This window comes from Sorangium sp. So ce327, assembly GCF_051530205.1.
Lineage (GTDB): Bacteria > Myxococcota_A > Polyangia > Polyangiales > Polyangiaceae > Sorangium > Sorangium cellulosum_B.
Map to the genome: position 1 here is coordinate 10,381,349 of NZ_CP150330.1, position 25,883 is coordinate 10,407,231.

A 25,883-nucleotide genomic window follows, 5' to 3' on the forward strand; every position below is an offset into this window, starting at 1 on the left:
GACATCACGCCAGCGAGACCGATGGCCCATGGATCCGCTCCACCATCGATCGGCGACTCACGCCGCGGGAACAGGCAAGGAGCCTCAGCTCATGTAGTGTCGTGGGGGCATCGCAGCAGGTCGGAGCGGGAAGGGTGGGCGCGGCGGGGGAAGGCGGGTGGCGAACGGCGGGTCACCCCGTGGGCCTGTCCGAGCTTGGCGAGCCTCGCGTCGCTCTCGTCCTCGACGCCATCGTCGAACAGCCGGTCGAGCGTCGCTGTGATCTCGCCGAGGACGAGCTACCCGCGGTCGAACGGGCTCGCCTTCCTCGGGTCCACGGCGAGCCAATAGCAGGTGCCCGCCTCCACGGTGACGCGCTGGAGCGAGAGGATCTCCTCGCCTGTCTTCGCCATCGGCGCGCCAGTCAGGAGAGCACGTCGGTCGCAGTCTTCGCCCCGAGGACGTTATCGATCCAGCGATCGAGGATCGCGATGTCCGCGCATGCGTGGATACGCGCGCTCTCGTTGGCGGTCAGCGCGATCCCTGCACGCGCAAGCAGCCGCAGCAGCGTGTCCCTCTTGCCCTTGAGCTCGCCCTCGCGTAGGCCCTTGAGCTCGCCCTCACGTAGGCCCTTGAGCTCGCCCTCACGTAGGCCCGCGAGCTTGCTGCGATCCATCAGCTCCCGCACGAACGGAAACCTCGCCTCGTCTTCGATCTGCCGTTCCATGACCAACGCCTCCAGAGCCCGCCGCATGGGCTCACGCAACCCGCTCCAGATGACCTGAAAATAGACCATCGCGTGCTCCTGGTCGAGCCGGCCAAGCGCAACGAGCGCGGCCTTGAGCACGGTGAGCCCGTTCGGCCCATTGCCGTGCGCCACCGCCGAGAGCACGGCCAGCTCGGCATCCTTCTCCGCCTCGGCCGGGTCGGTGATCTGGGGGACGACCGCCGGACCGAGCACCAGCGGCTCGACATGGCCGAGGCCCAGGCCCAGATCGATGTTCTCCGCCGCCCAGGCGGCCACGCCGGCGTCCGGTGCGATCACGAGGACGACCGTGCCGCAGCGCTTCTTGGCACGCACGACCGTGACGTACGTCGGCCACGAGAACTTCTTGTCCGGATCCATGTCGCGCTGGACCTCGATGACGATCGCAAGCACCAGCGCGCCGCTCGCGTCTCGAAGCTCGAGCACCAGGTCAGCGCGGAACTCCACCGGGATGAGCTGGTCGAGCGACGATTCGACGACCCCGGCCGAGGTGTGTGGCGGCACATCGAGGTGGAAGAGCGTCGCGAGCCAGTGGGGCGCGAGCTCGGGGTGCTCGCGGAACATCTCGACGAGGGCGTTGTGCTCGAGCGTCGGCATGACGCTCGGCCTCGAGCACACCCCATGCCGGCGCGAAAACACGGGAGGACCCGAGGGGCGCTCCACCTCAGGGGGTGGCGCCGCCATGGCGGAGGGTCGCGGCCATCCCTCCGGTGAAGCGCCCATCCACGGCGCTGATGGATCCATCCAGAACATCGAATGGTCGGCCGGACGCCGATCGTTACAACTCTCTTCACCGAAGCGCGGCGCGCCGTGCGCCGCCGAAGAGGAGGATCTCATGACCGCTGCTTCCCCGACCGCCGTGACGCTCTCCCTCCTGGCCCGCATCGAGGCCAAGCCCGGCAAGGAGGCCGAGGTCGAGGCGCTCCTCCGCTCCGCCGTCGGCCTCGCCGCCGAGGAGCCGCGGACGATTCACTGGTTCGCGCTGCGCATCGGGACGTCGACGTTCGGTATCTTCGATACCTTCGCGGACGAGGTGGGGCGCAAGGAGCACCTCGCGGGCCGCATCGCCGCAGCGCTCATGGCCAAGGCGCCGGAGCTGCTCGCCGCGCCGCCCGTCATCGAGCACGTGGACATCATCGCCGCGAAGGGTTGACCGGCCGCGCCCGGGCAGCGCGCGAGAGCAGCGCGTCCCAGAAGAGCTGCAAGCCCGGCGCCGGCGTGCGATCGCCCGAGCGCACCAGCGCGACGGTGCGACGGAGGGCCGGATCGACGAGCGGGCGCTGAGAAGCGCCCGTCAGGAGCACCGAGTGCTCGGGCATGAAAGCAAAACCCAGCCCCGCGTGGACCAGGCTCTGGACCCAGTCCTCCCGATCGGTCCGGTACGCCGCGTACAGGTCCACGCGCCGCGCGGCGCACACGCCCGTCACCTGCTCGCGCATCTCGCAGGCGAGCCGATCGAGGTAGGGCTCGCCGTCCAGATCCTCGAGCCGCAGGCCCTCGCGCCCGGCCAGGTGGTGGCCGGGCGGGAGGACCACGACGTAGCGCTCCTCGTAGAGGGGCGCCACAACGCACCAGTCCGGGACAGCGTCGCCGAGGTTCGAGACGATGACGTCGACCTCGGCCTCCTCCAGCCGCCGCAGGAGCTCACCCTGCACGGCCACCGCGATCTCCAGCTCCACCCCCGGCGCCTCCGCGCGGAACGCCGCCAGCGAGCCCGCGAGCCGCGCGGGCCCGATGGTGCAGAGGATGCCCACACGGAGCGGCACCTGCTTGAGCCGCCGGTGGTTGTCCGCGATCACCTGGACGGCCTGCATCTCGTCCCGCAGCCGCTGGAGCCGCGGCAGCACGCGCTGCCCCAGCGCCGTGAGCTTGGCGCCGCCGCGCTCGCGCAGGACGAGCGGCCCGCCGAGCTCCTCCTCGAGCTTCTTGATGGCGGCCGTGAGCGCGGGCTGCGAGACCGCGCACCGCTCGGCCGCGCGCGTGAAGCTGCGGGTCTCGGTCACCGCAAGGAAATACCGGACCTGATGCATCTCCATGGCCGCGCATCTTCGCCCGGCGACGCCGCCCGCGCCAGGGAGGGCGGCGCGTTCGCTCGGCTCCGATCATGGCTGCCGAGGGAGAAGACGACCGGCGGCCCCCCTCCGCGGGAGGGCAAGGGTCACCGCAGCGCGGTGGTGATCACATAGCGCGTCTCGCCGAACTCCGGATCATCGCATTCCTTGTAATACTCCCCGGAGCGGTTGAGCTTGCCGCAGGACTCCTTGCAACGCCCGACGATCTCGATCATCCCGCAGCCCTCGAGATCGCCGTCGGCGTCGAGGCGGCCGGCGGCGCAGTCGCGCTTCGCCGCGCGCGCGACATCGACGTTCGCCGGGTTGTAACAGGCGCGCAGGTACGGCGTCTCCGTGAAGAGGTTCCCCCAGAAGGCCCCTTCGACATGAGGGTAATCGTCGAGCTCGTCGCACCCGACCTCGTGATGCAGCGGGTTCTGTCGGGAGCGCATCGAGATGCTGACCGAGACTTCATAACGGTTCGTGTGGGCGGCGAGGCACGCGGAGACCATGCGCTTGCCCTCATCGTCGAGCGGGCGCCGGTCCCACCGGGGCGCGAGGCCGAGGTGTCCGGGATAGACCTCCTTGTGGGTCGCGCCCGCGCGGTCGGTCCAGGAGAACCGGAACGACTGCGACTCCTTGAGCGCGCAGCTGACCGTGTACTTCACGAGCGTGCGGAAGAGATCGCCCCTCTCGCTGGGATCTTTCAGCGCGGAGGCCGCGTCCCTGCTCAGCGCGGCGTGGCTGAGCGCATTGAAGCTCAGCGCATTGAAGCTCAGCGCATTGAAGCTCAGCGCATTGAAGCTCAGCGCGTTGCCGCTCGCGAGCGCGTCAGCGGTCGAGCTGAGCTCCTCTGTTTCATCCCCCGCTTCGAGCGCCTGCTCGGGCGCGACGCAGCCGGTAGCCACGAGAAGGATGCCTGCGCACCCAAGTACAGCACTGGTTTTCACGTGATGAGACCTCGGTAGCGAGCCAAGGGGAGCGCCCACGCTCCCCGATCGCAGCACGCCCTCCGGCGCGTCGCTCAACACAACGACGGCCGGGAACTCTCCACGTCAATGACCAGGGTACGGCAAACCACTTCGACTGTCAGCTATTTAATTGCACGTCCTCCGCGGATTCCGCCGTGGGACAGCAACGTTCAGCCACGTTCAGCGACGCTCAGCCACATTTAATCACGTTCAGCTCTGACAGTTCCGCCCAGCTCCGACAGCTCCGACCCACTGCGCTGCGAGCTCCAGGGTGCGGGCGTTGTCCGGAACGTGTGAGAGAAAGCGCCTGCGCCACTCGGGGTCACGGACGCTCTCCGCCCGGTCGAGCAGCTTGTCGCGCGCAGCGGAGATCGCGGCGGCGGCGCTGGCCTCATCGCCGACCGCGGAGAATGCCTCCGCGTGGACCAGGCGGATCATCGACTCGCCCTCCTCGATCCCGCCGAGCGACTCGAGCGCTGCCAGGGCCTCGCCGGCGGCCGCGAGCGCCTCGGCGGCGCGCCCCAGCCCGATCAGCGCCCGGGCGCGGATCGCCATGGCCGTGACGCGGAACGGCGACGCGCTCTCCAGCGTCTCGGCGAGGCGCGCCTCGCGCTCCGCGCCCGCGAAATCGCCGGCGAGCAGGGCGATCTTCGCGAGGTACGAGCGCGACACCACCTCGGCCCGCGGGTCGCCTAACCGCTGGCTCGAGGCGAGGGCCGCCTCCGCGACGGCCCGCGCCTCCGCGAGCCTGCCGAGGTAGGCAAGGACCTGCCCGAGGCTGGCCTGCGCGGCCGCCACCACCTCGTAGAGGCCCATCCGATCGGCGGCCTCCACCACGGAGCTGAGCGCCGCCTCGGCGCCGCCGAGATCGCCGAGCTCCCCGTAGGAATAGCCCAGGTTCCCGCGGGTGATGCACGCGTTGCGCCGGTCGCCGACCTGCTCGAACGCGGCCAGCGCGGCCTCCAGGCCGGTGACGCAGGCGCTGGGATCGCCCTCGCTCATGGCGCGGAAAGCGCGCGCGTTGTGGAGGCCCGCGACCACCTCCGCGCCCGTCGCAGACCCGTCGCGCAGCGCGCGCTCCACCGCCGCGATGAGCGCGTCCACGACGGCAGGGCGGCCGGCGAAGGCCAGCGTCGCCGCGCCCGCGCAGAGGCACGTGCTCCTCGCGCTGCCCGCGCCCTCCAGCGCGGGCGCGACGACCGCCGCGCCCATCCACCGCTCCACGCGGTCGAAGCCGCCCAGCTTGCTCGCGGCCGCGACGGCCTGCGTGACGGCCGCGAACCACGGCGCCGAGCCGGGCGCGAGGTGCCGCGCCGCGTCCGTCCCCCGCTCCTCGGCCAGCGCGAGGTCGCCCCGCCATATGTGCGCCTCGGCCTGGACCAGCCGGAGCGCCCCCACCACCGCGGACTCCGGCGCGCACTCGAGCCCGCGCTCCGCCCGCGCGATCGCGGCGCCGAGATCGTTGCCCTCCAGGGCGTGCTGCGCCGCGCGCAGGTACGCCGCCGCGGCCCGCGCGGGCACGGCGCCGCGCTCGAAGTGCTCCGCGAGCGCCATCGCGTCGGGCTCGCCCGCGCCCTCCAGCCAGGCGCCCGCCAGCGCGTGGCCCAGCCGCCGGTCGGCCTCCGTCAGCATCCCGTACGCCGCCTCGCGCACCAGCGCGTGCCGGAAGCGGTACTCGACCTCTCCCCGCAGCCGCCCGGGGCCGCGCCGGTGGACCACCTCGCGGCGCTCCAGCTCCGAGAGCCAGCGCGTCACCACCGCGCCCCCGAGCAGCGCGCTCACCGCGCTCGGCCAGAACGCCTGGCCGAACACGCTCGCGGCCCGCAGCACGCGCCGCGCCTCGGCGTCGAGCGCCTCGATGCGCGCCTGCACCATCGCCAGCACCGTCTCCGGCAGGTCCGCGCCGTGGCCGGCCGCCACCGCCCGGACCTGCTCCTCCAGGTAGAACGGGTTGCCGTCCGCCCGGTCCACCAGCGTGGCCACGAGCTCCGCGCGCGCGTCGTCGCCCAGCGCGGCGCGCACCAGCCGCTCGCTCGCCCGGCGCGTGAGCGGCGGCAGCATCATCTGGTTGCCGAAGCGCCCCTGAGACAGCCCCGGAAAGGCCTCGTGCACCTCGGGTCGGGCCAGCCCCAGCACCAGGAACGGCAGATCCCGCAGGCTCCGGAGCGCCGCCTCCACCATCGTCAGGGTGGGCAGGTCGCCCCACTGCAGGTCCTCGAGGATCAGCAGCACGGGCTGCCTCGCGCACTCGGCCCGGATGAACTCCTCCCACGACAGCCGCAGCTGATCGCCCATCAGCTGCCGGTTGCGCCGCGCCGCGCCGACCCGGATGTCGTCGTCCGGGAACGGCGCGCCCAGGAGCTCGCCAAGGAAGGCGCTGACGCGCCCGACGTCGAGCTCCGGGTGCCGCTCGACCCGCGCCCTCACCTTGCGCCGCCGCTCCTCCAGCGGCTCGCCGTCGACGATGCCCATCGCGCCCCGCAGCGCGCGCGACAGCAGCCCGAACGCCGAGCCCGAGCTCATCGGGTCCCCCTGCCCGACCCACACCTCCACGGGAGCGCCGTCCGCCAGGTCGGCGCCGCCCCCGCCGCGCGCGCGGTCGGCCGCTCGCGCGTTGCGCGCCGACACCGTCTCGAGGAACTCCTGCCGCAGCCGCGATTTGCCCATGCCGGCCGCCGCGACCACCAGCAGCGCGCCGGAGGTCGACTCCTCGATGCTCCGATCGAGCTCCGCGGTCAGCACCGCGAGCTCCCGCTCCCGCCCGAAGCACGCCACCGGCTTGCCGAGCAGCGCCGGCGCCAGCGTCACCTTGAGGTCGTCCCGCGCCCCGTGGAGGAAGCGCGCGCCGCCCTCGGAGCTCGTCTCGAACCGGCCGCCCAGCAGCCCCGCCGTCACCTCGTCGATGCGCACCGCGGCGACCGCGCCCGGCTCGCCGCGCGACGGCAGGAGCTGGACCGCCCGGTCGATGAGCTCGCCCATCGGGATGCGCGACGTCAGCTCGGCCCGGCCGGTCACGAGCGAGACCTGCGCGCCCCCGAGCAATGCGCGCAGCGACAGCGCGCAGCGCGCGGCCTGCGCGGCGAGATCGGTGGCCGCCTCGGCGCTCGTCAGCACGAGCAGCGGCGATCTCGCGTCGATGAGCTCGATCTGGCCCTGGTAGCGCTCGGCGAGCGCGTAGAGCTCGTCGGCGCGGCCCGTCGCCCGCGCGTGCTCCTCCTCCTGCGAGCGCGTCACCTCCTCGGGCGCCGAGCGCTCGTGCGCGAGCACGAGGCACGTGACGCGCCGCTCGCTGCTCGTGAGCTCCAGGACGGGCGCCAGCGCGGCAGGGTAGGCGCCATCCGCCGCGCCGGCGCGGCTGAGGTCGATCGCGCGGAGCTCCTCGGCGACGGCCGCGCCGTCGCGGGGGCGCCCGTCTGGCTGCTTCGCGAGCATCCTGGTGACGAGGGCGTCGAGGTCGTCCGGCAAGTCCGGGCGGACCTCGCGGAGGCGCGGCGGCTCGTCGAGCAGCACCTTGACCATCACGGCGAGCGCCCCGGCGCCCTGGAAGGCGGCGCGCCCGGTGAGGCACTTGAAGAGCACGCAGCCGAGCGCGAACACGTCGGCGCGGGCGTCGACGCGCCGCTCGCCGCGCGCCTGCTCGGGCGCCATGTACTCCGGGGTCCCGAGGACGGTGCCCGGCAGGGTGAGCTGCTGGTCGATCCGGAAGCGCGCGATCCCGAAGTCGAGCACCATCGCGCGATCGAGCCGCCCCTCGACGAGGACCAGGTTGCTCGGCTTGAGGTCGCGGTGCACGACGCCCTGCCCGTGGAGGGCGCCGAGCGTCTCCGCGATCCGCGCGACGACGTCGACGCTCTCGGCGGGGGTGAGCCCTCGCCGCGCGATGCGCTCGGCGAGCGTCTCCCCGGCGAGCCACTCCATCACCAGATACGGCTTGCCGCCCGCCGCGACGCCGTGGGCGATGTACCGGACGACGCCGGGGACGCGCAGCGCCGAGAGCGCCTCCACCTCGCAGGAGAAGCGGCTGAGCTCACCCTTGTCGGCGCGGCGAAGCACCTTGAGAGCCACCGTGTCGCCGCTTCGCCGGTCGCGCGCCCGGTAGACGTGCCCCATCCCGCCCGAGCCCGCGAGGCCCTCGATCTGGAACCGCTCGTCGACGATCTCTCCGACGCGCATCAACGGCCGTGAATCCAGCGATATCACGCGCGCCCCCCTCCTGGTCTGGATACAGGCCCGGGATGGTATGGCGACTCACCTCCACGGCGGTCGCGACCGGATCGAACGCGCGATGCGGCGCGTCAGGGCTGGAGTCTCACGAAGAACACGCCGGGGCGCTCGGGGAGGACCGGCTCCGCGCACGCGCTGGCCGCCCGCCGGCGCGAACGAAGGTTCTCGACGGATACGTGCGTGTGCGCAGGCCGTCCGGGTGGTGCGCCGAGCGCGGGTAAATCGTCGACGACGAGGGCGCCCGTGATGGGGGAACGGCTCCGGCGCCGGAGAGGGCGCCCCGGGTGCCGTGTTCTGCGGGCTCGGTTCAAGGCATCTGAAAGGCATCCAAGGGCGCATCGCGCCCTGTCAATAAGCTACGTAGTCGCGTCCTGTCGATGGGTCGGTCTGGCGCATCGCGGACCTCGTCATCGCGCCGGCGAGGAGACCTCGCCTGCGCCATCGACGAACGCGAGACGCCGCCCACGGCGCCCAGGGTGGGCGCTCGAGCGGCAAGGAGGCGGCGCGCATCCAGAGGGCGGCCCCGAGGCGCGCTCGCCGGCGGCCCGGCACCTCCGCCCGCGGCGTGGTGTCAGGACGTCCGCGCGGTGCGAGCGAGGACGGAGACGGCGCTGGGCGGACATCATGAATGAAGTTTTTCTCTCCTGACGTTATCTTCGCCTCGGCGGCGTTTGTGATGAAGATCTTGTGCCCCGACGCCGTCTCCGCCTGGGTGGCGTTCGCGAGCTGGCTCGGCGACCAAGGTGGCTGTTGACATCCACCCGCGGAGCTGCAATGTCTCTCGCTGCGCTTGCCCTTACCCACAGGAGACGTCGGATGTCGATGAGCAAGAAGCTGATGAGTGCCGTGTTGATGACCGTCGGCATTGGCTTTGCTGGAGCCGCGTGGGCCGCTGGCGGGACCGCGGACCTCCCCGCATCCGTCGCCGAGAAGAAGGATTTCGGCTGCGGTGCAAAAGGACAGAAGGCCTGTCCGATGCAGGGCTGGATGAAGACGGTGATGCAGTCGGCGACCACGAGCGGCGACGGCGCGAAGATCGCGGAGGCGCTGAAGTACGTGGCGGCGAGGCCGCCGAAGGGTATGGACAAGTGGGTCGCGATCTCGAACGACGGCATCGAGAAGGCCAAGAAGGGCGACATCGACGGTGCCAAAGCGAGCTGCAAGACCTGCCACGATCTGTACAAGGCGGAGTACAAAGAGAAGCTCCGCGACGCCGCTTTCTGAGGCGCTTCTCTCCTCTTTAGCCCTCTTCCCTCCCTCCACTCTTCCTTGCGCGCGCCGAGAGCGCGCCTTCTTGCGGCAGCCCTGGCCGGTCACGCCGGGGCTCGCCTGCCGCTGAGCGGCGCCGGCCATGAAGCCGGCCCGCGGGCCAGAGCCCCCGTCGGGTGCGCGCCGGACGGCGCAGATCAGCAGCCGCCGCCGGCAGCCGCGCAGATCTCCTGGGGCGTGAGCGTCCGGCCGAAGATGCGGAGGCTGTCGAGCAGCCCGTTGAACTCGTCTTCCCCCGAGGGCTCGTCCGAGCCGATGTGGACGGGCTGTTCGCCGGAGGCGATCACCGGGCCAGAGGGGCTCCGGTCGACCTCGACGCCGTTCACGTAGAGGCTCTGCGTCTGGCCATCAGAGAGACAGGCGACGTGCGTCCACTGCCCGGGAACGATGGGGTAAGCCACGTTCCGCTCGACGCCCATGGTGCAGCGGATCTGTCCGCCCGGCATCAGGAAGAGCGAAGGCTTCCCGCCGCTGTCGATCACGGTGTATCGCCGCTTCTCGGGGAGAGAGGCGGGGTTGATCCAGACATCGATGGTCATCGCGGAGGCGGTCCATGCGGCGTCGTGACGGAAGTAGAGTTTGCTCCCCATCTTCACCGAGAGCGCCTGCCCGGCCCGGCCAGGCGCGTAGTGCAGGCTGCGCACCCGCTCGGGCGTGAAGTGATGCTGCGAGGCGTCGTCGGGGTTCCCCTCGAACGCGAAGCACGCGATCAGCGATGGAGCTGCCGCCCCGCACAGCGGCTTGGGAGCGCCGCCAGGCTCTTCGACCTGAGCGCCGCCGGGTTCTTCGACCGGATCCCCGCCGGGCTCTTCGACCGGATCGCCGCCGGGTTCTTCCGTCGGCGTTCCGCCGGGTTCTTCCGCCGGCCCGCCGCCAGGCTCTTCGACGGGAGCGCCGCCCGGCTCTTCGACGGGAGCGCCGTCAGGCTGTCCGGCGATGGCTCCGCCGGGTTCTCCAGCGGGATCGCCGCCAGGTCCTCCGGGTTGAGCTTCGGATTCACCTGACCCGCCTGTGCCTCTCGTGTCGAGGGCGCAGCCAGGCAGCGACAGAAGAAGCACGGCGACGCCGGCCAGGCGATGTGCAGAGTGATAAGATTTACAAAGCATGCTGCGTTTCCTACGGGGCGCTCAGCGTAGCTCAGAACGCCGCTCCCTGTCACCGTGCCTCGCACGGAGGCTCGACTCGCGCCGGCGCGCCACGCGACGATGCAGTGAGAAGAAAAATGCACCACAGAGGCGCAGAAGAAGAGGCGCGGAGTGCATGGCGGTCGCTCGCTGCTCTCTCCTGTGAACCCTCCGCGTCTCCTGGGTCGCGTTCGAGCAAAGAGAAGACCGTGAGCGCGGACGGGCCGGCGTTTTTTTACGGTGGTGGACGACAAGTAGACTGTTGCTCGACGTCGTGCTCCGGTTCATGGACGGATTCATGGACCGACACGGGGCTCCGCTCCTGCTGCTCACGGCGACGTGGCTCCTGGCTGGCTGCGACAGGGAGGCCCCCCCACCTCGGCCGGACGCGACGCCTGACGGCGGCGGAGGAGGAGGGGCGGCCGCGCCGGGGTGCGCGGCCGGCGAGCGCACCACCGATTCTGGGTGCGAGCCCGCGGGCATCCCGCCCGAGGCCTGCGGCGCCGGCTTCACGCCGGGCGACCGAGCGTGCGCGCCTGTCCTGCCGGATGCCCCCTGCCCTGCGGGGACGATGGCCGTGCCGGGGGAGACCGCCTGTCGCGAGGTCGCGCCGTGCGGTGAGGCGCCATGGGGCGACATCGCCCTGGACGAGGGGACACAACACGTCGACGGCGCCTATCCAGGGGGCGACTCCGATGGCACGCCGGAGAGGCCGTGGACGACCGTCGGCGAGGGCCTCCGCGCGGCCGCGCCCGGCGCGGTCGTCGCGATCGCCGCGGGTACGTATCCAGAGGACGTGATCGTCGACAAGCCAGTACGGCTGTGGGGGAGGTGCCCGGCGCTCGTCGAGATCGCCGGGGCGGGGCCGGACACCGCAGCGGCCATCGAAGTCGGCGCGGGCGCCGACGCGGCCGAGATACGGGGCGTCGCGATCCGCAGCGCGGGGCAAGGTATCCTGGTCTCGGGCTCGAGCGGCGTCGTGATCGACGAGGTCTGGGTGGCCGGCGCGGGCGCCCAGGGCATCAAGGTGGACAACGAGCAAGGCCCGGCGGCGCTCACCGTCCGTGGCTCGCTCGTCGAAGGGGCCCATCGGGTCGGCGTGCACAGCGCGGGCGCCGAGCTCGCCCTCGAGTCGTCCGTCGTGCGAGGAACCCTCGAGTCCGGCGAGGTCGACGGGACGGGCGTCGGCGCGAACAGGGGAGAGGGCAACACGGCCGCCCCGATCACGATACGCGCATCCATCGTCGAGCAGAGCCACGGAACCGGCGTGTACCTGATCGCCTCCGAGGCGCTCGTCGAGGACAGCGTGATCCGCGACAGCACCGGAATCGACACCAACGCCGCCGGGATGGGCGTGCTGGCCATCCGGAACAGCCGGGGCCAGCCGAGCCAGGTGACCTTGAGGCGCAGCGTCCTCGAGGCCAACGAGGAGGCGGGGATCTGGGTCCAGGGCTCGTCCGCCGTCGTCGAGGATACGGTCGTGCGCGACACGCGGCCTTACCCGGACAAGCTGGCGACGGGGTGGGGCATCTACATCGCCGCCGACCTCGAGGAGGGCCTGCGCTCCGAGGCGACCCTGCAACGCGTGGTCGTCGAGCAGAGCCGCTACGTGGGCGTCGCGATCCTGAGCTCCGACGCCTCGCTCGACGGCGTGCTCGTGCGCGACACCCTGCCGCGCGACGCGGACGGGAAGCACGGCGTCGGGCTCGCGGTGGCCTCCCGGGGCCCGCTGCGCGGCGACGTCACGGCGCGCGGCTCCGTTGTCGAGGGGAGCCGCACCGCGGGTGTCTTCATCGAGGGCGCCGACGCGACGCTGGAGCGGGTCGCGGTCCGCCGCACGCTCCCGCAGGCGTCGGACGGGCGTTTCGGCCGGGGGATCGAGGTCCACGCGCTCGACGCGCCGGACGGGCGGAGCGGCCTCGTGATCCGGTCGTCGCTCGTCGAGGAGAGCGTCGATTCGGGGCTCGCCCTCTTCGGATCCGTGGCCACCCTGGAGGAGACCACGGTCCGCGGCACGCGGAGCTCAGCCGATGGGCTCCAGGGAAACGGCGTCACGATCGTCAAGGACCCCGGCGACTCGGAGGCCACGTTGACCGGCGTGCGCATCGAGGCGAGCGACGGCGCCGCCGTCGCGAGCTTCGGCGCCTCGGTGGCGCTCGCGCGCAGCACCATCGAGTGCAACTTCATCGATCTCAACGTCGAGACGGAGAGCGGCACGGCGGGCAAGATCACCGACGGCGGCCAGAACCAGTGCGGCTGTCAGGGCGTGAGCGTCCCGTGCAGGGCGAAGAGCGCGGGGCTCGCGCCGCCGGAGCCGCTGCCGGAAGCGCTGTGACGCCGGCCTCGCCTCAGCCCGGCTCCCGCCGGGCGCGGCGCGGATCCCCCGCTGCGCTCCTCCGCGCCTCCGGCTGGCAGGCCGGGCAGAAGATCGCGTCGTGCCCGTGGACGCTCGCGCGACGGAGCTTGTCGCCGCAGCGCGGGCACGGCTGGCCCGGGCGCCCGCGGACCTTGAGGAAGTCGCGCAGCCGCTCGTCCAGCGCCGGCGCGCGCCGGGCGATCGTCCGGGTCGCGTCGCCGAGGACACGGGCGATCGCCACGTGCAGGCGGTCGGTCTCCTCCTCGGAGAGGCTCTGGACCGTCGCCTTCGGGTGGATCCTTGCCTCGAAGAGCACCTCGTCGGCGTACGAGTCTCCCATGGAGTCGAGCGCCGTCCCGTCCATCAGGAAATCCTTGGCGAGGTCGCGCCGCCCGCGCGCGGCGGCGCGGAACGCCTCCTGCGTGAACACCCGGGGATCGAGGACGTCGAGGCCGACGCGCTGGAGCCCGGGGATCCTGTCGAAATCGCCCCGCGCGAGCACGTGGACCTTGCTCATCTGCACGTCGTCTCGGACCCTGAGCTCGCGGCCGTCCCCGAGGGTCAGCGAGAAGGCGAGATCGGTCGGAATCCGCGTCTCTCCTGGCCGCGTGATCGAGAACCGCCCTGCCAGCATCGGGGAGATCACGAGATCGAACGCGCGCGCCCCGTCGAGCTCGAAGACCACGGCGTGCGCCCGCCGCGCCACGCGCCGGATCTCCGCGCCCGGCAAGAGCGCGTCGAGGCGCTCCGGGAGCAGGACGTGCAGCACCACCGAGTTCTCGGCCCGCGCCGCGGCCACGGCCGCGCCCGCGAGCTCGCGCGCGAGGATCGGAACGACGTACTCCAGGTCCGGGCGCTCGGGCACGCCTCCAGGATACAGATCTCGCCACGAAGATCGCGCGACTTCGGGCGAGGCGCGAAAAAGAGGCGCGGCGGCGCGCCGATTACGCGCTGATTACCCGCTGATTACCCGCTGATTACCCGCTGATTACGCGCTGATCACGCGCTGATCCGCGGGGACTCCTCGCCGAGCGCGGCCTCGCCGGCATCGCCCCGCCTCGGCCGCTGCGCCCCCTGGATCACGAGATCCTGGCGCCGTGCGAGCGCGTACACGACGCGGATGAGCGCCGTCTTGAAGGCCTTCTCCGGCGGCGGGTTCAGGTGCACGACCCTGCGCTCGCCCGGCGGCGCGACATGGCTCGCGCCCCGGCGCGAGCCCCGCTGCGCGACGGGGCTCGCGCCGCCGGGCTGGTCCTCCTTCGGCTCCTCGAGCTCCAGCGCGATGGGGATGGCGCCCCGGGGCTCGAGCGCCGACCGGATGTCGTCGAAGCGGAGCTCGCCGCCCGCCTGCCCCGCCTCGTCGGGCGGCGGCGCCTCGATGCGGACGAGGTCCTGCCCGCCCTCGCCGAGGAGCTCATCGTAAAGAGCCGTTACTCCCGGCACGAAGGCGCTGTGGACCATGAAATAGTTCTTGATGCGCTCGGTGCTGACGAGGCTGACCCGCACGGCCAGGCCGCACTTGTCGGGGGCGAGGAGGCTCCGGACGTGCTCGCCCTTCGCCACCGAGGAGAACTCCGCGAGCACGTGCAGCGCCCTGCCGTGCGCGAGCTCCCGGCTCGCCAGCGCCCGCGCGAAGCGGATGACCCGCATCGCCGTGCGGGCGTCGCGATCGAGCCCCTCGGGCTCGCTCAGGAACACCGCCGCGGAGAGCGGCGCGCCGCGCGCCACGCAGCGGACCGCGAGCGAGGCGAGGTCGTGCCCGTGCTGCGTGTACACCGTCGCGCTGCCCCCGCGCGGGAGCGAGAGCATCGCCCCGTCCGAGCCCGGCGGCGCGCCGCCCGGGCCGGGCGTCACGCCGAGCGAGGCGAGCCGATCGGGGAGCGGCATCCGCTCGTCCCCGCGCTCCCCGAGGACCAGCGTCACCTCGACGCCCGGCACGAACCGCGCGAGCGCGTGCAGCAGCGAGGGCAGCGCGGCGCTGTACCCGACGATCAGCACCCGCTCGATCTCGCCGAGGTGCAGCGAGAGCTTCGCCGCCCACGCGTGCGCGGCCGTCGCGCCGTCCGGCGCCGCGGCGCGCTCGATCCCCCGCCCCCTGTAGAGCTCTCGCCCGTAGTCCAGGAGCGGCGCATACGTCGCCGATACGCCGATGAGCCCCCTGAGCCGCTGCGCCGGCACCCGGCCCGCCCGCGCGCCGAGGGCCCACGCGGGCGACCCCTCGGGCGGATCGAGCAGCGGATTCAGCCACGGCACGAGCCCCTCGACCGACACGAGCTTGCCCTCCTCGCGCTTCGGCACCGCCGCCTCGTCCCCGAGGAACACCCCCGCGAGGATCACCTGCTTCTCGCAGGCGGCGCGCGCCATGTCCGAGAACGAGAGCTCGTGCTCCGGCGCCTTGCCGAGCTTGCCGACGGCTCCGGCCGCCTCCTCGCCCAGGAAGATGTGCGTGTAGAACTCGGAGCCGTCCGCGGTCATGAGGTCGGTGTAGAGGGACTCCACGCCCGGCGTGAGCAGGTGCTGGCAGAGGAAGAAGCCGAGGAACCGCTGCATGTCGAGCGGATGTGTCCCGGGCCCGCCCACCTCCTGGATGAGATCGCGGTTCTTGCTCTCCTGCACCTCGACGAACACGTGGCCGTGCGGGTTCTGCGTCCGGAACGAGGAGAGCGTCATCGCCGTCAGGGCGTCGGCGTCGGGCCCCGCGTCGGGCCGCGCGAGGATCAACGCCCGCTTCGCCTCGGCCGCGCCCACGAGCTCGAGCGCCTCCGGCTGCGCGCTGTCCCCCTGGCGGTAGCTCACCCAGCGCATCCCCGGCGCGTAGAGGTAGGCGGGCGGGTCGTCCTCGGTGCCGAGGAGCGCCATCCGCGGCAGGGCGTGGCGGGTCGGCGGGGGCCCGCGGCGGATGAGCCACAGCCAGAGCTCGGCGAGCCGGATGCTCCGGAGCGCGCGGTGGCGCTCGTACAGCCGGACGAACTCCTGCACCAGCATCTCGGCCTCGTGCACCGGGCCGATCACGAGCGCGTGCCCCGCGTAGCGGACCGGCCGCCGCCGCGCCGCGCGCACGACCTGGTCGACCACGTTGGCGCCGATGCCGATGATGAACGACGTGATGAAGACGCCCACCATGGTGAGGCCGAGCGAGACGACGGCCACGACGGGGTGGACCCGGAGGTTCTCGACGAGGTTGTCGGCGCTCTCGATCTGCCGGAAAGACCACCAGATCCGGTCGATGAAGTCGGTGTCCGGGGTCGGGCCGCGGCCATCGTAGTCGTGCGTGATCGCGAGGTGGCTGAGCAGCACGGAGGAGCCGAACGCGAGCCCCCAGACGGCGAGCGTGACGAGCCCGAACTGCTCGAGCAGCTCGCGCCGCGTCATGATCGCGTAGAGGTCGATCGCGATCTCGCGCGTGAAGCGCAGGAGCAGGAAGAGCCGCGAGAGCCGCAGCATGGGGAGGGCGTGGGCGGCGTGCGCGTCGAGGATCCGCTCGAGCGGCAGGAAGCTGACCCAGGCGATGATGTCGAAGGCGAAGAGGAGCACGTCGAGGCGCGATCGCCCGTCCCCGCGCTGGTGGAGGAGGACGGCCCGGAAGAGGAGCTCGACGCCGAAGATCGCCAGGAAATACGGGCGGAGCTGCTCGTCGAGGCCCTGGATGGGCAGGACCGAGACGAGGATCAGGAGCGAGATCGCGGCCTTGACGGGGCGGGTCTCCAGCCCGCCGGCGAGGCGGTGGAGCAGGGGCAGGCGGGGCGCCATGGGCGGCAAGGATAGGCGACCTCGCGCGCGGCTGCTGTAAGCTCGCCGGGTGCCTGCTCGCCGATCGCGCGCCGGTCACGCGCGCGGAGGCCGCGGCGGCGCTCGCCGCACCTCAGATCGCCGGCGGCGCCCACCGACGCACGGTCGGACGAGCGAAGGTGTAGAGGGCGTCGATCGTGCGACGTGGAGGAGCCCGAAGGTAAGTTGCTCGGTGAATCGACCACGCGTGGAAGATACACGCGTCTCCGGCGCGCAAGACGACGCGCGCGGCGTTCGGCATGTCCGGCGTGGTCCGGTCGGCGCCCCTGCGGATCCGGAGCTCGTCCGGGGTGTCCCAGCGGGCGTGGGAGCCGGGGACGATCTCGAGCCGATCGTCGTCTTCCAGCGCCACCCTGAAGTGGACCGATGTCGTCGTCGCGATGATCGCGCGCTCGATTTCTGGATCGGATTGGCCGAACTGGCTGTCTCGGTGCCAGTCCCCGTCCCAGTCGCGCCTCGTCTGCTCGTGGTAGTAATGCGCGTCCTTCAGGCGCGGGACGTCTTCCTCTCCTTCTCCCGCTCCCGCACGCGAGAGGCCGGCGAGCAGCTCGCAGACACGCCGGGAGCCGACGAACGCGGAGATGAGCTCCAGCGCGCAAGGATCGTCCTGAAAGCAGGTCGCGCCGTCCGTGAGGAGCGAGATCCTGGGGGTCGAGTGACCCGTCTCCCGGGAGAGCGCTCGTGTGCGGAGGAGCGCGGCGTCGCACGCGCGGCGGAGCTCGGCGCGCTCGGCGATGTCGAGGAAAGCGCGCATGATGAAGAAGCCTTGCGCGCGAAAGGCGTCGATTCGATCTCTCGTTGACGTGCTCATCTTGACCTCGCGACACGGGGGATCGCGGAGATCACTCAATGGATGGCCCGAGGCCCACGCATCGCCAGGGCGACGAGGGGGCTTTGAGGGAACGGCCGCGGGCGGTGGCGGCTCGAGACGACGAGACACGCGAGCCGCCCCGCGATCTCGAAGGTCGCGAGCGCGGCCGGCGCGCCGAAGTAATCGATCGGCACGAGATCGATGCTTCGCGCCGCCTTCGGCGTGGAACGCTCGTCGAGGATCTGCGCGAGCGCCTTCTGGTAGCTCTCGCCGGTCCGGGCCATCCTGGCGCGGACGTCGGCGCGCAGCTTCTTGTGGTGGTGGCGGTTCCCCATCGGCCCTGTCCAGGTGATCTGCCGAGATCGGTCCTTGTCGGCCGGCACCGACGGAAGAGCGGCAGCATCACGAGCGAAGACCGCCGAAGGGCAGCGCCCTCTTCGCCCCTCGCGGAGCCGTGCCGGCGGCGAGCGAGGAGCCGGGCTCGGAGCAGCCCGTGAGACGAAGTGTTCGCGGGAGCACGGCCGCTGTCAAGCAGGCGCCAGGGGCCCTCGCGCCGGGTGGGGCCGTCCACGCGCCACGAGGGCCTCAGCGCTGCGTCTCGCTGACGGGGTGCTCGGGGCCGGGGCGCCCGTCAGCCAGCGTCTCTCGGAGGCGCTCCTGCGTCAGCCCCGGGCTGCTCGATAGCTTGGTATCCGCGTGGGGATCATCCGATCGGGCGACCGACTGCGCATGGGCCGTCTCGGGGCGCGCCTCGCTCAAGGGGTGGCGGCTTCCAGGCCGGCCCGTTGCGAGCGTCGAGCCCTGGCCGGTCTCGGGCGGAGACGCGGCGTGCGCCGGCCGCGGCGGGGGTGCGCCAGCCGAGCGCGGCGCGAAGAGGTCCGCCCAGTCGGGCAGGTGCCGCTGGAGCCGCACGCGCTCGGCCTCGGGCAGCGCCTCGCCGATGACCTGGCACACGGCCTGGGCGTGCTCCATGCCAAAGCCGCGCGGCGCGCCCTCGCGGCGGGCGATGCGGTCGTAGAGCTCGTCGCGATCGAAGTCGCCCTGGTACGTGGCGCCGCGCACCACGGCGGCGACCGGACCCGGCAGCCCACCGGCGACCGCGGCCGCCTCCTCCACGAGCAGCCGCTCGCCGAGCGTCCGTGCTGTCACTGCGATCGCACGCTCGGCCTCATCGCGGCCCTCGAAGCCGGCGCGGCGCTGCACCTCCTCGACGAAGCGGTCGTAATCCATGAGGGGCCTCCTTCCGGAGACGATCCTTTGCGAGGCCCGTGCCAGGCGCGTGCCCGGGGGAGGAGGGTCCGGCCGGTAACGTTAACCTGCGGCGACCTCAACCTGGGTCGGTCGTCCCACCCCAACCTCGGCGACCTCAACCTGGGTCGGTCGTCCCACCCCAACCTGGGTGGCCGGCGACCTCAACCTGGGTCGGTCGTCCCACCCTAACCTGGGTCGGCGACCCCGGGGTCGCCGACCCCGACCTCAACCTGGGTCGGCGCCCCCCCAACCGGCGACCTCAACCCCAACCTGAGTCGGGGCGCCCGACCTCAACCTGGGTCGGGGCCCCCGCCTCGGGTCGCCTCGCGCAGCGTGAGCCCGATGCAATGCTTCAGACCCGCCTGGAGGTCGGAAAGCGTCGTGATCTCGGCAAGATCGATCCCGAGCGAGACGATCGTCTGGGCGACGCTCGGCCGGATCCCGGTGACGATGCCCTCCGCGCCGAGGAGCCGGATCGCGCGGACGAGATCGACGAGGTAGCTCGCGGTCTTCGTGTCCACGGCCTCGACCCCGGTCAGGTCCAGCAGCGCATAGCGGGCCCCGGTGCGCACCACCGCCTGGAGCAGGCTGTCCATCACCTCCGCCGTCCTCGCGCTGTCGACCACGCCGATCATCGGGAGCGCCAGCACGCCCTTCCAGACCTGCAGGATGGGTGTCGAGAGCTGGCGGATGACCTGCTGCTGACGCTCGATGATCGCCAGCCGCTCCCGGAGCTCCCTCTCCGCGCGCCGTGCCTCGGTGAGATCGAGCGTGATGCCGACCACCGAGTCCACCTCGCCCCCCTCCCCCCGGACCGGGACGAACCAGTTCTCGATGGGCTTTCCGTCCGCTTCCATGACGTTGTGCATCGGCTCCCCTCGAAGCGCCCTGCGCAACCCCCCGGTCTGGTGCTCCTTGTAGATGTCGAAATTGTTCAGCCCCACGAGCTGTCCTGGCTTCATGCCGGCCGCCGCGAGCGCCTTGCCGTCGTAGTAGGTGAACACGCCGCTGGCATCGCAGGCCCAGACGACGACATCGAGGTTCTCGACGAGGGCACGGAGGATGTGCTGGTGCTCCGCCTGACGCCTGGACGCCTCGATCTCGGCCGTCACATCGCGGCCGATGCACATCACGCCAACCGCCTCGCCCCGCGCATCGAGCACGCGGTGATGAACCCACACGACGGCCACGTCGCGCCCGTCCCTCCGGGTGTGACGCAGGCGCTGCTCCCCGCTGTCCTCGTCGAGCAGCCGCCGCCACAACCCCGCGTCCTCGGGGACAGGGAGCAGCTCGACGATGGATCGACCCATCACCTCCTGCCTCGAGAACCCGAGCTGTCGCGCGGCGCTCTCGTTCCACGCCGTGATCGCCAGATCCAGCCCGTATTCGACCACCGCGAGCGGCGATCGCGCGAGAGTGTCCACGTGTGCGCTCATGTTCAGGTGCCCCGCCCGCGATGCGCCGGCGGCCTCGGCTGCGCAACCTAACCTCACGACCTGCCGGCAAATCAAGCCTTAAGGGGCGCCCGCGGGGAGGCGCGGATCCCATCTCGTCGCGGCGCTGCCGTGGGTCCAACACGCGTGTAATGTTCGCGACACCCCGATGCAGCGTTAGCCCTCACCGGCGCGGCCCGCGCGCGCCTTGAGCTGCACCCGCAGCGCCTCGACCACGTGATCGCGCAGCGCGACGGTCTTCCTCGGCAAGTGCTGGCCGCTCGGGAACACGAGAAAGACCCCGCCCGTCGGCGCCGTCCAGCGCGGGAGCACGCGGACGAGCGCTCCGGCCAGCACGTCCTGCTGGACGAGGAAGGTCGGGAGCAGGCCGATCCCGCCGCCGTTGCGCACCACCTCGCGCGCGAAGAACCCGTCGTTCACGAGCCACCGGACGCGGAGCTGCGCGCGGGCGCGCGACACCTCGTCTCGCCCGAACGGGCTCGTCTTGATGAGCGACACGCCATCGTGCCCCGCGAGATCCTCCAGCGTCCTCGGCGTCCCCCGCGCGGCCAGGTACGCGGGCGAGGCGTAGAATTGCAGGTGCAGCTCGCCCACCTTGCGCGCGACCAGCGTCGAGTCTCGCGGCTGCTTCGCGAGGAACCGGAACGCAGCGTCGTACCCCTCTTTCACCAGATCCACGGGCTGCGTCGACAGGTGCATGTCGACCGTGATGCGCGGGTAGCGGCGGCAGAAGGCGGCGAGGATCTCCGCCAGCACCTCGGTGGCGAAGTCCGCCGTCGCGGTGAGGCGCAGCGTGCCCGACGGCTCGTCCTCGAGCTCCGGGAGGCCCTCGATCGCCTCCGTCAGCGCCTTGAGCCGCGAGCCGAGGCGGTCCACCAGCGCGTGCCCGGCCGTCGTCAGCGCCACGCTGCGCGTCGTCCGCTGCAAGAGCCGCACGCCGAGCGACGCCTCCAGCGACGCGACGCCCCGGCTGACCGTCGACTTGGGCACCCCCAGCCGGCGCGCCGCCTCCGTGAAGCTCGCCGTCTCGGCGACCGCCGCGAAGACGGAGAGGTGGTTCAGATCCATTGTTCCCATTCCGGCACACAGTAGCCAGTTTCTGCGTGTTGCACCAGATTCGAGACAGAGGCAAACATCCGCTCCACCTCGTCACAAGGAGCTCTCACCATGTCTCAGCCTCTCCTCGTCACCGGCGCGAACGGCCAGCTCGGGCGGCGCGTCGTCGATCTCTTGCTGGCGCAGGGCGCCGGGCCGCTCATCGTCACGACCCGGCACCCGGAGAAGCTCGGCGAGCTCCGCGCCCGCGGCGTCGAGGTGCGGCGCGCAGACTTCGATGCTCCCGCGTCGCTCGCGGAGGCGTTCGCCGGCGCGGCGCGCCTCTTGCTCATCAGCACCGACGCGCTGGACCGCCCGGGCCGGCGCATCGCGCAGCACCGGAGCGCGCTCGAGGCCGCGGTGAAGGCGGGCGTGCGGCACGTTGTCTACACGTCGCTGACCAACCCCGGGCCAGGCTCGCCGATCACGATCGCGCCCGACCACCAGGCCACCGAGGACACCCTCGCGGAGAGCGGGCTCGGCGCGACCGTCCTGCGCAACAACCTCTATACGGACTTCCTCGTGCCCTCGCTGCGGCGCGCGCTGGCGACGGGCCAGCTGGTCGCTGCGGCCGGCGACGGCAAGGCCGGGTATGTCACGCGCGAGGACTGCGCCCGCGCCGCGGCCGCGGCCCTGGCGGCCGATTTCGACGGCAAGCGCGTGCTCGATATCACCGGGCCGGCGGCCGTGTCCCAGCGCGAGCTCGCGCAGATCGCCTCGACCGTCACAGGCAAGTCGATCCAGTACGTCCCCGTGCCGCGTGATGTGCTGGAGCAAGGCATGCAGAAGGCCGGGATGCCCGCGGCGATCGCCGGGCTGCTCGCCTCCTTCGACGAGGCGATCGCCCGCGGAACGCTCGATGTGGCGACGAGGGCGGTGGAGGAGCTCACCGGCAAGCCCGCGGAGGACGTGCGGAGCTACGTTTCACGCCACCGGGCAGCGCTGCTCGCGCCGGTCGACGCCTGATCAGGCGGGCACACCGATGGCGAGCGTGTAGACGACAGACTCGTTCACCCCATCCATGCCGAGGAGATCGTCGATGCCGCGGTCATAGTAGCCGCCCAGCGGAACGCCGCCGAGCTGAAGCGACTGGGAGGCCAGCAGCACGTTCTGCGCCAGATGCCCGGCCTCGATCAGCGCGAACCGGTACCCTCGGAGGCCATACTTGAACCGGTTTCGCCTGAACATCGCCGCGATCAGCAGGACAACGCTCGCGCCCATCACGATCCCGGGAGCGACCATGGAGCCGCCTATCTCCTCCCGGCAGTCGCCAGCCCGCACCTGTTCCAGGGCGTGCTCGAAGGGGTCGTAGTGGTACACGCCACAGGCAACCCCGTCGACCCCGAGGACGGCGCAGTAGAGATCCAGGGGGTAAAGCGCGCCTCCTGAAGGGACGGTCCGCATCGTCATCGGGCTCGCGGGGACCGTGTGGGTGATGCCGTACCCGGCGTACACGAGGCTCGAGAGCGCCTGCAGGTCGATGCGCGCGCCGCTGAACTGGCGGATCGATCTGCGCTCCCGCAGGAGCGCGGTCAGGCCCACATCGGGCAGCGCCGGTCCTGGCAGTCGAATCGCCTCGCCGAGCACGTACCGCTTGGTCGACCTCGCCGTCGAGCGCTGGAGCTGCGCGCTCGTCTCCAGGAGCGCCCTACCAGAGGCCTCCTCGCCAAGGATGCCCGGATGGAGCTTGGAAGCCTCATGGTATGTCTCCGCCGGATCATCGAGCTCCACCTGGTCTCCATAGACCAGCTCCGCGACATTGACCGTGACCGCATCGGCTTGACTCAATTTCATCATGTCCCCCAGGTGCCCCAGTCAGCGCGCCACGGCGCCGTGCCGCCGTGCAGCGCGATCCGTCTCTTCAGCTCGTTCAACGACGGACGCCGTGGATGACGCCCGCTCGTCCTCTCTCGCATGAGCTCACGGGAACGGGTGCGGATGGACGTTGATGTCTGCAAACGAGAGCGGCCGGTCGCGGAGCCCCGCCTCGTACGCCGCATGATAGAGCCGCTTGCCGCCGAGGAACCGCGCGGTATGCGGAGCGTCGAGCCGGCAGAGCTCCGGGCAGATCACGCGCACCACCCACAGCCCGGCGTCGCGCACATCCGGCGAGGTGATGTCGACGAGGTACGCGCCGACGCCTCGCCGCGCGAGCGCTCGCACGGCCGAAGCGGTCTGACCGAGCACGTCCGTACCCTCCAGGGGGGGCACGTCGCCGAGGTGGCGCCGCTCTCTGCTTCGATCGAGGAACGCGGAAGACGCGGAGTTCTCTCGCAGCGCATGGTAGAGCGCATGGTCGTCGAACGTGCGGACTTGATGCGCCTCCAGGGCGCGCCGTCCCCTGGGCAGAGCGCTCAGGAGCTGCTTCGCCAGCACCCTGGTCTGGAAGGCCTCGCGCAGCGCCTTCCGCGCAGCCTCCTGACCGGTCGCCGCGCTGGCAGCGCCGACGGTCAGCGCGGGCTGCCCGGCCAGGGTGCATCGCGTCACGCCGATGGCGGTCGGCACGCGGAAGAAGACGCTCGCGTCGAGCGCGGCACAGTGAATGCCCGCTGGGGCCGGAACCACGCGCTCGTCATGACGAAGCGAGTCGCCTCCCTGCCAATCCAGGAGCGGCAGCTCCAATCGGTTGTTCCATGCGAGCATGAACGCGTCTCGCTCGATGACCTCCATCAGCGCGCTGAACGCAGCCTCTTCCAGCGTACCGCCCAGCGCGGTCCCGCTGCTCGTCGCGTAGGCGATCTGCGGCTCGCCGCGCGCGAGGTGTGAGCCCATGAACGTCAGCTGCGCCGGCAGCCACGCGGGCATCCCATCCTGGATGGACCAGCCACGCACCCACCGGACCCGGGTGCCGGAGGTGAAGGGCACATGGGGGAAGTCGCTCGACGCGTACTGCGATGGATGAAACAGGGCGAAGCTCTCCGGCTCCGGCGCTGCTCCGTCCAGCTCCTCATACGAAGAGAGCACAAGATCCCCTGCAGGCACGTAAAACGACGAATATCGCTCGACGGCTTCGGCGACCGCCGCCACCCAGGCCGCCTCTCGATCGGGATGCACGGCGCTGGACATGACCTCGCTCGGCGCGCCGACCAGATCCGACATGTCGCCCGTGCGGGCGCCAACGTTGAAGAAGCGGCAGTCATCCGGAGCGCGGAGCAGCTCCACGGTGTCGCGCACGACGCCCGTATACGGAGACACGAGGGTGCGCAGCCTGCGGGCGACCTCGGCGAGCGGCGTGCGGTGCGCACGCCTCGGCGTGACGTGACCACGCGCCAGCTCGTCGCCCCGGGAGCGGAGCGGAGCAAACATGTTCATGGCTCGGCTCCTGCCTGAAGGGCGTACCAGGGGCTGGGGGCGCTCGCGGCGACGCTGCATGCCGAGCACCGGGGTACGCGGTACGCCATGTGCGTGTCGCTGCGGACGGTTTGACCTGGGCTGACCGCGTAAAACCGCCCTGGCAAGAGCGGGTCCCGCGAGACGATCCAGCGGGCCACGAGCAATGCGGCGAGGCCGCTCACGATCGCCAGCATGGCGCAGGGCAGCGGGAAGCTGGGCGTGCTGCGCTCCAGGGCCCAGTACTGTCCGCGATACGCGACGTTCGAAGCGAGGCGCAGCCGGTAGCACTCGTAGCAGCAGGTTGCGTGCGGAAGGTAGAGCGGGCCTACCGCGGAGAACCGGCTGTCGTACGCGAGCACTTGCATCCAGGGGAACCGCCGGCGCAGCGCTTCCGCGTTCCAGCGCGCCACCCAATCGAGCTCGCCTCGATCCGGAGCGACCACGACGAGGTCCGCCGAGGCCAGGTCGCCCGCGTCGGCATCGAACGACCTCCGCTGCACGCCCGTGACCCCGGAGAGGCTCACCTGGCGCGCGATCTCGTCGGCAAGAACGCCGGCACCGACGACCGCCACGCTGGCGTCGCTCAACCTTTGCTGCGTGAGGGATTCCGGCTCGTCATCGCGGTATGCCGCGTGGAAGCGGGCCGATTCCCGGATGGGCCGCGGCGCCGAGGCCCCGACGGGAGAACCGCTCGTGAGCACCCCTTTCTCGGCCAGCAACCGCAAGGCGTTCGCGGTGGCGGGCTCGATGGATTTTCCCATGTACTCGATCACTTGCTCGACCGTACGCGTTCCATCGAGGATCGGAAGCAGCACCGGCAGCAGCTCGCTCGCGGCTTTGCCTTGAAAGCAGAGCGCCCTCTCTCCGTGCTGGAAGATCACCGCATCATCGGTGATCGCGACCCGATACCAGGTCTTGACACAGGGGAACTCGGGGACGTCGTCTAGCTTGTTCATACTCGCTCGTCAGCTTCTTCGCGCTGCGGAGCTGGCGACGAGGCATCACCACGCCGCCAGCGCTGGCACGCAGGACGATGACCGGGGCAGAGCCCGTCAGGAATCAATGGATCGCCGAAGGAGGCTCCTCATCTGACGAGGAGCCCCAGATTTCAGCCGCCCATCGCTCGACACACCTTCTTCAACGACGGCTCGGCCGACCGCCTCGACATCGAGGACGCCTGCGCCGAGCTGGCTCTCCGCGAGGCCCTCTCCCGACGCGAGGTCCTGGAATCGTTCGATCAGCTGTCGGTCATGTTCGATTCCTGTCTGCCATCGGTTACATCTGGTCACCATCGCAAGCGATGTGCCAGCCGCGAGGGTGTGCCCGATCTCGCCTCGAGACCCATGAACCGCAGAGAAGAGCGGGCACTCTCGCTCGGCCACCACAGGGCCGGCCGAGCGAGCTGGAAGA

General features: G+C 71.5%; 20 protein-coding genes. 4 read left to right on the plus strand and 16 right to left on the minus strand.

Translation table 11 applies throughout. The annotated features are described in order from the left end of the window. Positions 1–403: 403 nt before the first annotated feature. On the minus strand, positions 404–1,342 hold the full coding sequence (locus WME95_RS38875; RefSeq protein ID WP_437904366.1) for a hypothetical protein: 939 nt from the start codon (positions 1,340–1,342) through the stop codon (positions 404–406). A gap of 238 nt (positions 1,343–1,580) precedes the next feature. On the opposite strand from WME95_RS38875, the gene WME95_RS38880 reads away from it, so the two are divergent. Beyond that, entirely contained in the window at positions 1,581–1,898 is a 318-nt protein-coding gene (locus tag WME95_RS38880; protein ID WP_437904368.1) for a putative quinol monooxygenase, read from the plus strand. Here the strand turns inward: WME95_RS38880 and WME95_RS38885 are convergent. From WME95_RS38885 to WME95_RS38895, 3 genes are all read right to left on the minus strand, one after another. Then, on the minus strand, positions 1,879–2,781 hold the full coding sequence (locus WME95_RS38885; protein ID WP_437904370.1) for a LysR family transcriptional regulator: 903 nt from the start codon (positions 2,779–2,781) through the stop codon (positions 1,879–1,881). The two genes, WME95_RS38880 and WME95_RS38885, sit on opposite strands and share 20 nt — an antisense overlap. A gap of 122 nt (positions 2,782–2,903) precedes the next feature. After that, positions 2,904–3,704, minus strand: a complete 801-nt coding sequence (locus WME95_RS38890; protein ID WP_437904372.1) for a hypothetical protein — start codon at positions 3,702–3,704, stop codon at positions 2,904–2,906. Between the two features lie 273 nt (positions 3,705–3,977). Continuing rightward, entirely contained in the window at positions 3,978–7,940 is a 3,963-nt protein-coding gene (locus WME95_RS38895) for a serine/threonine-protein kinase (protein ID WP_437904374.1), read from the minus strand. Positions 7,941–8,813: 873 nt separating this feature from the next. Here WME95_RS38895 and WME95_RS38900 point away from each other — a divergent pair. After that, complete coding sequence (locus WME95_RS38900; RefSeq protein ID WP_437904376.1) at positions 8,814–9,215, plus strand: hypothetical protein; 402 nt, start codon at positions 8,814–8,816, stop codon at positions 9,213–9,215. Between the two features lie 182 nt (positions 9,216–9,397). On the opposite strand, the gene WME95_RS38905 is transcribed toward WME95_RS38900, so the two are convergent. Next, positions 9,398–9,904, minus strand: a complete 507-nt coding sequence (locus WME95_RS38905) for a LamG domain-containing protein (protein WP_437904378.1) — start codon at positions 9,902–9,904, stop codon at positions 9,398–9,400. A 65-nt stretch (positions 9,905–9,969) separates the two neighbouring features. Further along, positions 9,970–10,260 carry a hypothetical protein gene (locus WME95_RS38910; RefSeq protein WP_437904380.1) on the minus strand — a complete coding sequence of 97 codons (291 nt, stop codon included), beginning with the start codon at positions 10,258–10,260 and terminating at the stop codon, positions 9,970–9,972. Between the two features lie 422 nt (positions 10,261–10,682). On the opposite strand from WME95_RS38910, the gene WME95_RS38915 reads away from it, so the two are divergent. Then, positions 10,683–12,719, plus strand: coding sequence for a hypothetical protein (locus tag WME95_RS38915; RefSeq protein ID WP_437904382.1), 2,037 nt, complete (start codon positions 10,683–10,685; stop codon positions 12,717–12,719). 13 nt (positions 12,720–12,732) lie between these two features. Here WME95_RS38915 and WME95_RS38920 read toward each other — a convergent pair whose 3' ends face one another. From WME95_RS38920 to WME95_RS38950, 7 genes are all read right to left on the minus strand, one after another. Then, positions 12,733–13,605, minus strand: a complete 873-nt coding sequence (locus tag WME95_RS38920) for a DNA-formamidopyrimidine glycosylase family protein (RefSeq protein WP_437544997.1) — start codon at positions 13,603–13,605, stop codon at positions 12,733–12,735. A gap of 134 nt (positions 13,606–13,739) precedes the next feature. Continuing rightward, positions 13,740–16,490: a hypothetical protein gene (locus tag WME95_RS38925; RefSeq protein WP_437904384.1), complete on the minus strand. Its 2,751-nt coding sequence runs from the start codon at positions 16,488–16,490 to the stop codon at positions 13,740–13,742. 112 nt (positions 16,491–16,602) lie between these two features. Further along, on the minus strand, positions 16,603–17,340 hold the full coding sequence (locus WME95_RS38930; RefSeq protein WP_437904386.1) for a phytanoyl-CoA dioxygenase family protein: 738 nt from the start codon (positions 17,338–17,340) through the stop codon (positions 16,603–16,605). A 35-nt stretch (positions 17,341–17,375) separates the two neighbouring features. Next, complete coding sequence (locus WME95_RS38935) at positions 17,376–17,675, minus strand: hypothetical protein (RefSeq protein ID WP_437904388.1); 300 nt, start codon at positions 17,673–17,675, stop codon at positions 17,376–17,378. Positions 17,676–17,925: 250 nt separating this feature from the next. Further along, the gene (locus tag WME95_RS38940; RefSeq protein ID WP_437904390.1) at positions 17,926–18,570 is read right to left on the minus strand and encodes a DUF2267 domain-containing protein; all 645 of its coding nucleotides are present in this window, start codon (positions 18,568–18,570) and stop codon (positions 17,926–17,928) included. Positions 18,571–18,881: 311 nt separating this feature from the next. Further along, positions 18,882–20,015, minus strand: a complete 1,134-nt coding sequence (locus WME95_RS38945; RefSeq protein WP_437904392.1) for a PAS domain-containing protein — start codon at positions 20,013–20,015, stop codon at positions 18,882–18,884. Between the two features lie 186 nt (positions 20,016–20,201). Further along, positions 20,202–21,122, minus strand: a complete 921-nt coding sequence (locus tag WME95_RS38950; RefSeq protein ID WP_437904394.1) for a LysR substrate-binding domain-containing protein — start codon at positions 21,120–21,122, stop codon at positions 20,202–20,204. A 90-nt stretch (positions 21,123–21,212) separates the two neighbouring features. Here WME95_RS38950 and WME95_RS38955 point away from each other — a divergent pair, with 90 nt between their 5' ends. Next, complete coding sequence (locus tag WME95_RS38955) at positions 21,213–22,106, plus strand: SDR family oxidoreductase (RefSeq protein WP_437904395.1); 894 nt, start codon at positions 21,213–21,215, stop codon at positions 22,104–22,106. Here WME95_RS38955 and WME95_RS38960 read toward each other — a convergent pair whose 3' ends face one another. From WME95_RS38960 to WME95_RS38970, 3 genes are all read right to left on the minus strand, one after another. Further along, a complete protein-coding gene (locus tag WME95_RS38960; protein WP_437904396.1) occupies positions 22,107–22,928 on the minus strand; it encodes a SagB/ThcOx family dehydrogenase in 822 nt (273 codons plus the stop codon). Positions 22,929–23,060: 132 nt separating this feature from the next. Continuing rightward, positions 23,061–24,452 carry a YcaO-like family protein gene (locus tag WME95_RS38965; protein ID WP_437904397.1) on the minus strand — a complete coding sequence of 464 codons (1,392 nt, stop codon included), beginning with the start codon at positions 24,450–24,452 and terminating at the stop codon, positions 23,061–23,063. Further along, positions 24,449–25,429, minus strand: coding sequence for a TOMM precursor leader peptide-binding protein (locus WME95_RS38970; protein ID WP_437904398.1), 981 nt, complete (start codon positions 25,427–25,429; stop codon positions 24,449–24,451). The genes WME95_RS38965 and WME95_RS38970 overlap by 4 nt, the downstream gene beginning before the upstream one ends. Positions 25,430–25,883 lie beyond the last annotated feature (454 nt).

What these genes read in the sequence shown, in the direction of transcription:
- WME95_RS38895 (WP_437904374.1), bottom strand. Translation starts at nt 7,940, where the DNA reads ATGCGCGTCGGAGAGATCGTCGACGAGCGGTTCCAGATCGAGGGCCTC.
- WME95_RS38930 (WP_437904386.1), bottom strand. Translation starts at nt 17,340, where the DNA reads ATGAGCACGTCAACGAGAGATCGAATCGACGCCTTTCGCGCGCAAGGC.
- WME95_RS38885 (WP_437904370.1), bottom strand. Translation starts at nt 2,781, where the DNA reads ATGGAGATGCATCAGGTCCGGTATTTCCTTGCGGTGACCGAGACCCGC.
- WME95_RS38935 (WP_437904388.1), bottom strand. Translation starts at nt 17,675, where the DNA reads ATGGGGAACCGCCACCACCACAAGAAGCTGCGCGCCGACGTCCGCGCC.
- WME95_RS38965 (WP_437904397.1), bottom strand. Translation starts at nt 24,452, where the DNA reads ATGAACATGTTTGCTCCGCTCCGCTCCCGGGGCGACGAGCTGGCGCGT.
- WME95_RS38950 (WP_437904394.1), bottom strand. Translation starts at nt 21,122, where the DNA reads ATGGGAACAATGGATCTGAACCACCTCTCCGTCTTCGCGGCGGTCGCC.
- WME95_RS38880 (WP_437904368.1), top strand. Translation starts at nt 1,581, where the DNA reads ATGACCGCTGCTTCCCCGACCGCCGTGACGCTCTCCCTCCTGGCCCGC.
- WME95_RS38955 (WP_437904395.1), top strand. Translation starts at nt 21,213, where the DNA reads ATGTCTCAGCCTCTCCTCGTCACCGGCGCGAACGGCCAGCTCGGGCGG.
- WME95_RS38970 (WP_437904398.1), bottom strand. Translation starts at nt 25,429, where the DNA reads ATGAACAAGCTAGACGACGTCCCCGAGTTCCCCTGTGTCAAGACCTGG.
- WME95_RS38915 (WP_437904382.1), top strand. Translation starts at nt 10,683, where the DNA reads ATGGACCGACACGGGGCTCCGCTCCTGCTGCTCACGGCGACGTGGCTC.
- WME95_RS38940 (WP_437904390.1), bottom strand. Translation starts at nt 18,570, where the DNA reads ATGGATTACGACCGCTTCGTCGAGGAGGTGCAGCGCCGCGCCGGCTTC.
- WME95_RS38925 (WP_437904384.1), bottom strand. Translation starts at nt 16,490, where the DNA reads ATGGCGCCCCGCCTGCCCCTGCTCCACCGCCTCGCCGGCGGGCTGGAG.
- WME95_RS38900 (WP_437904376.1), top strand. Translation starts at nt 8,814, where the DNA reads ATGAGCAAGAAGCTGATGAGTGCCGTGTTGATGACCGTCGGCATTGGC.
- WME95_RS38875 (WP_437904366.1), bottom strand. Translation starts at nt 1,342, where the DNA reads ATGCCGACGCTCGAGCACAACGCCCTCGTCGAGATGTTCCGCGAGCAC.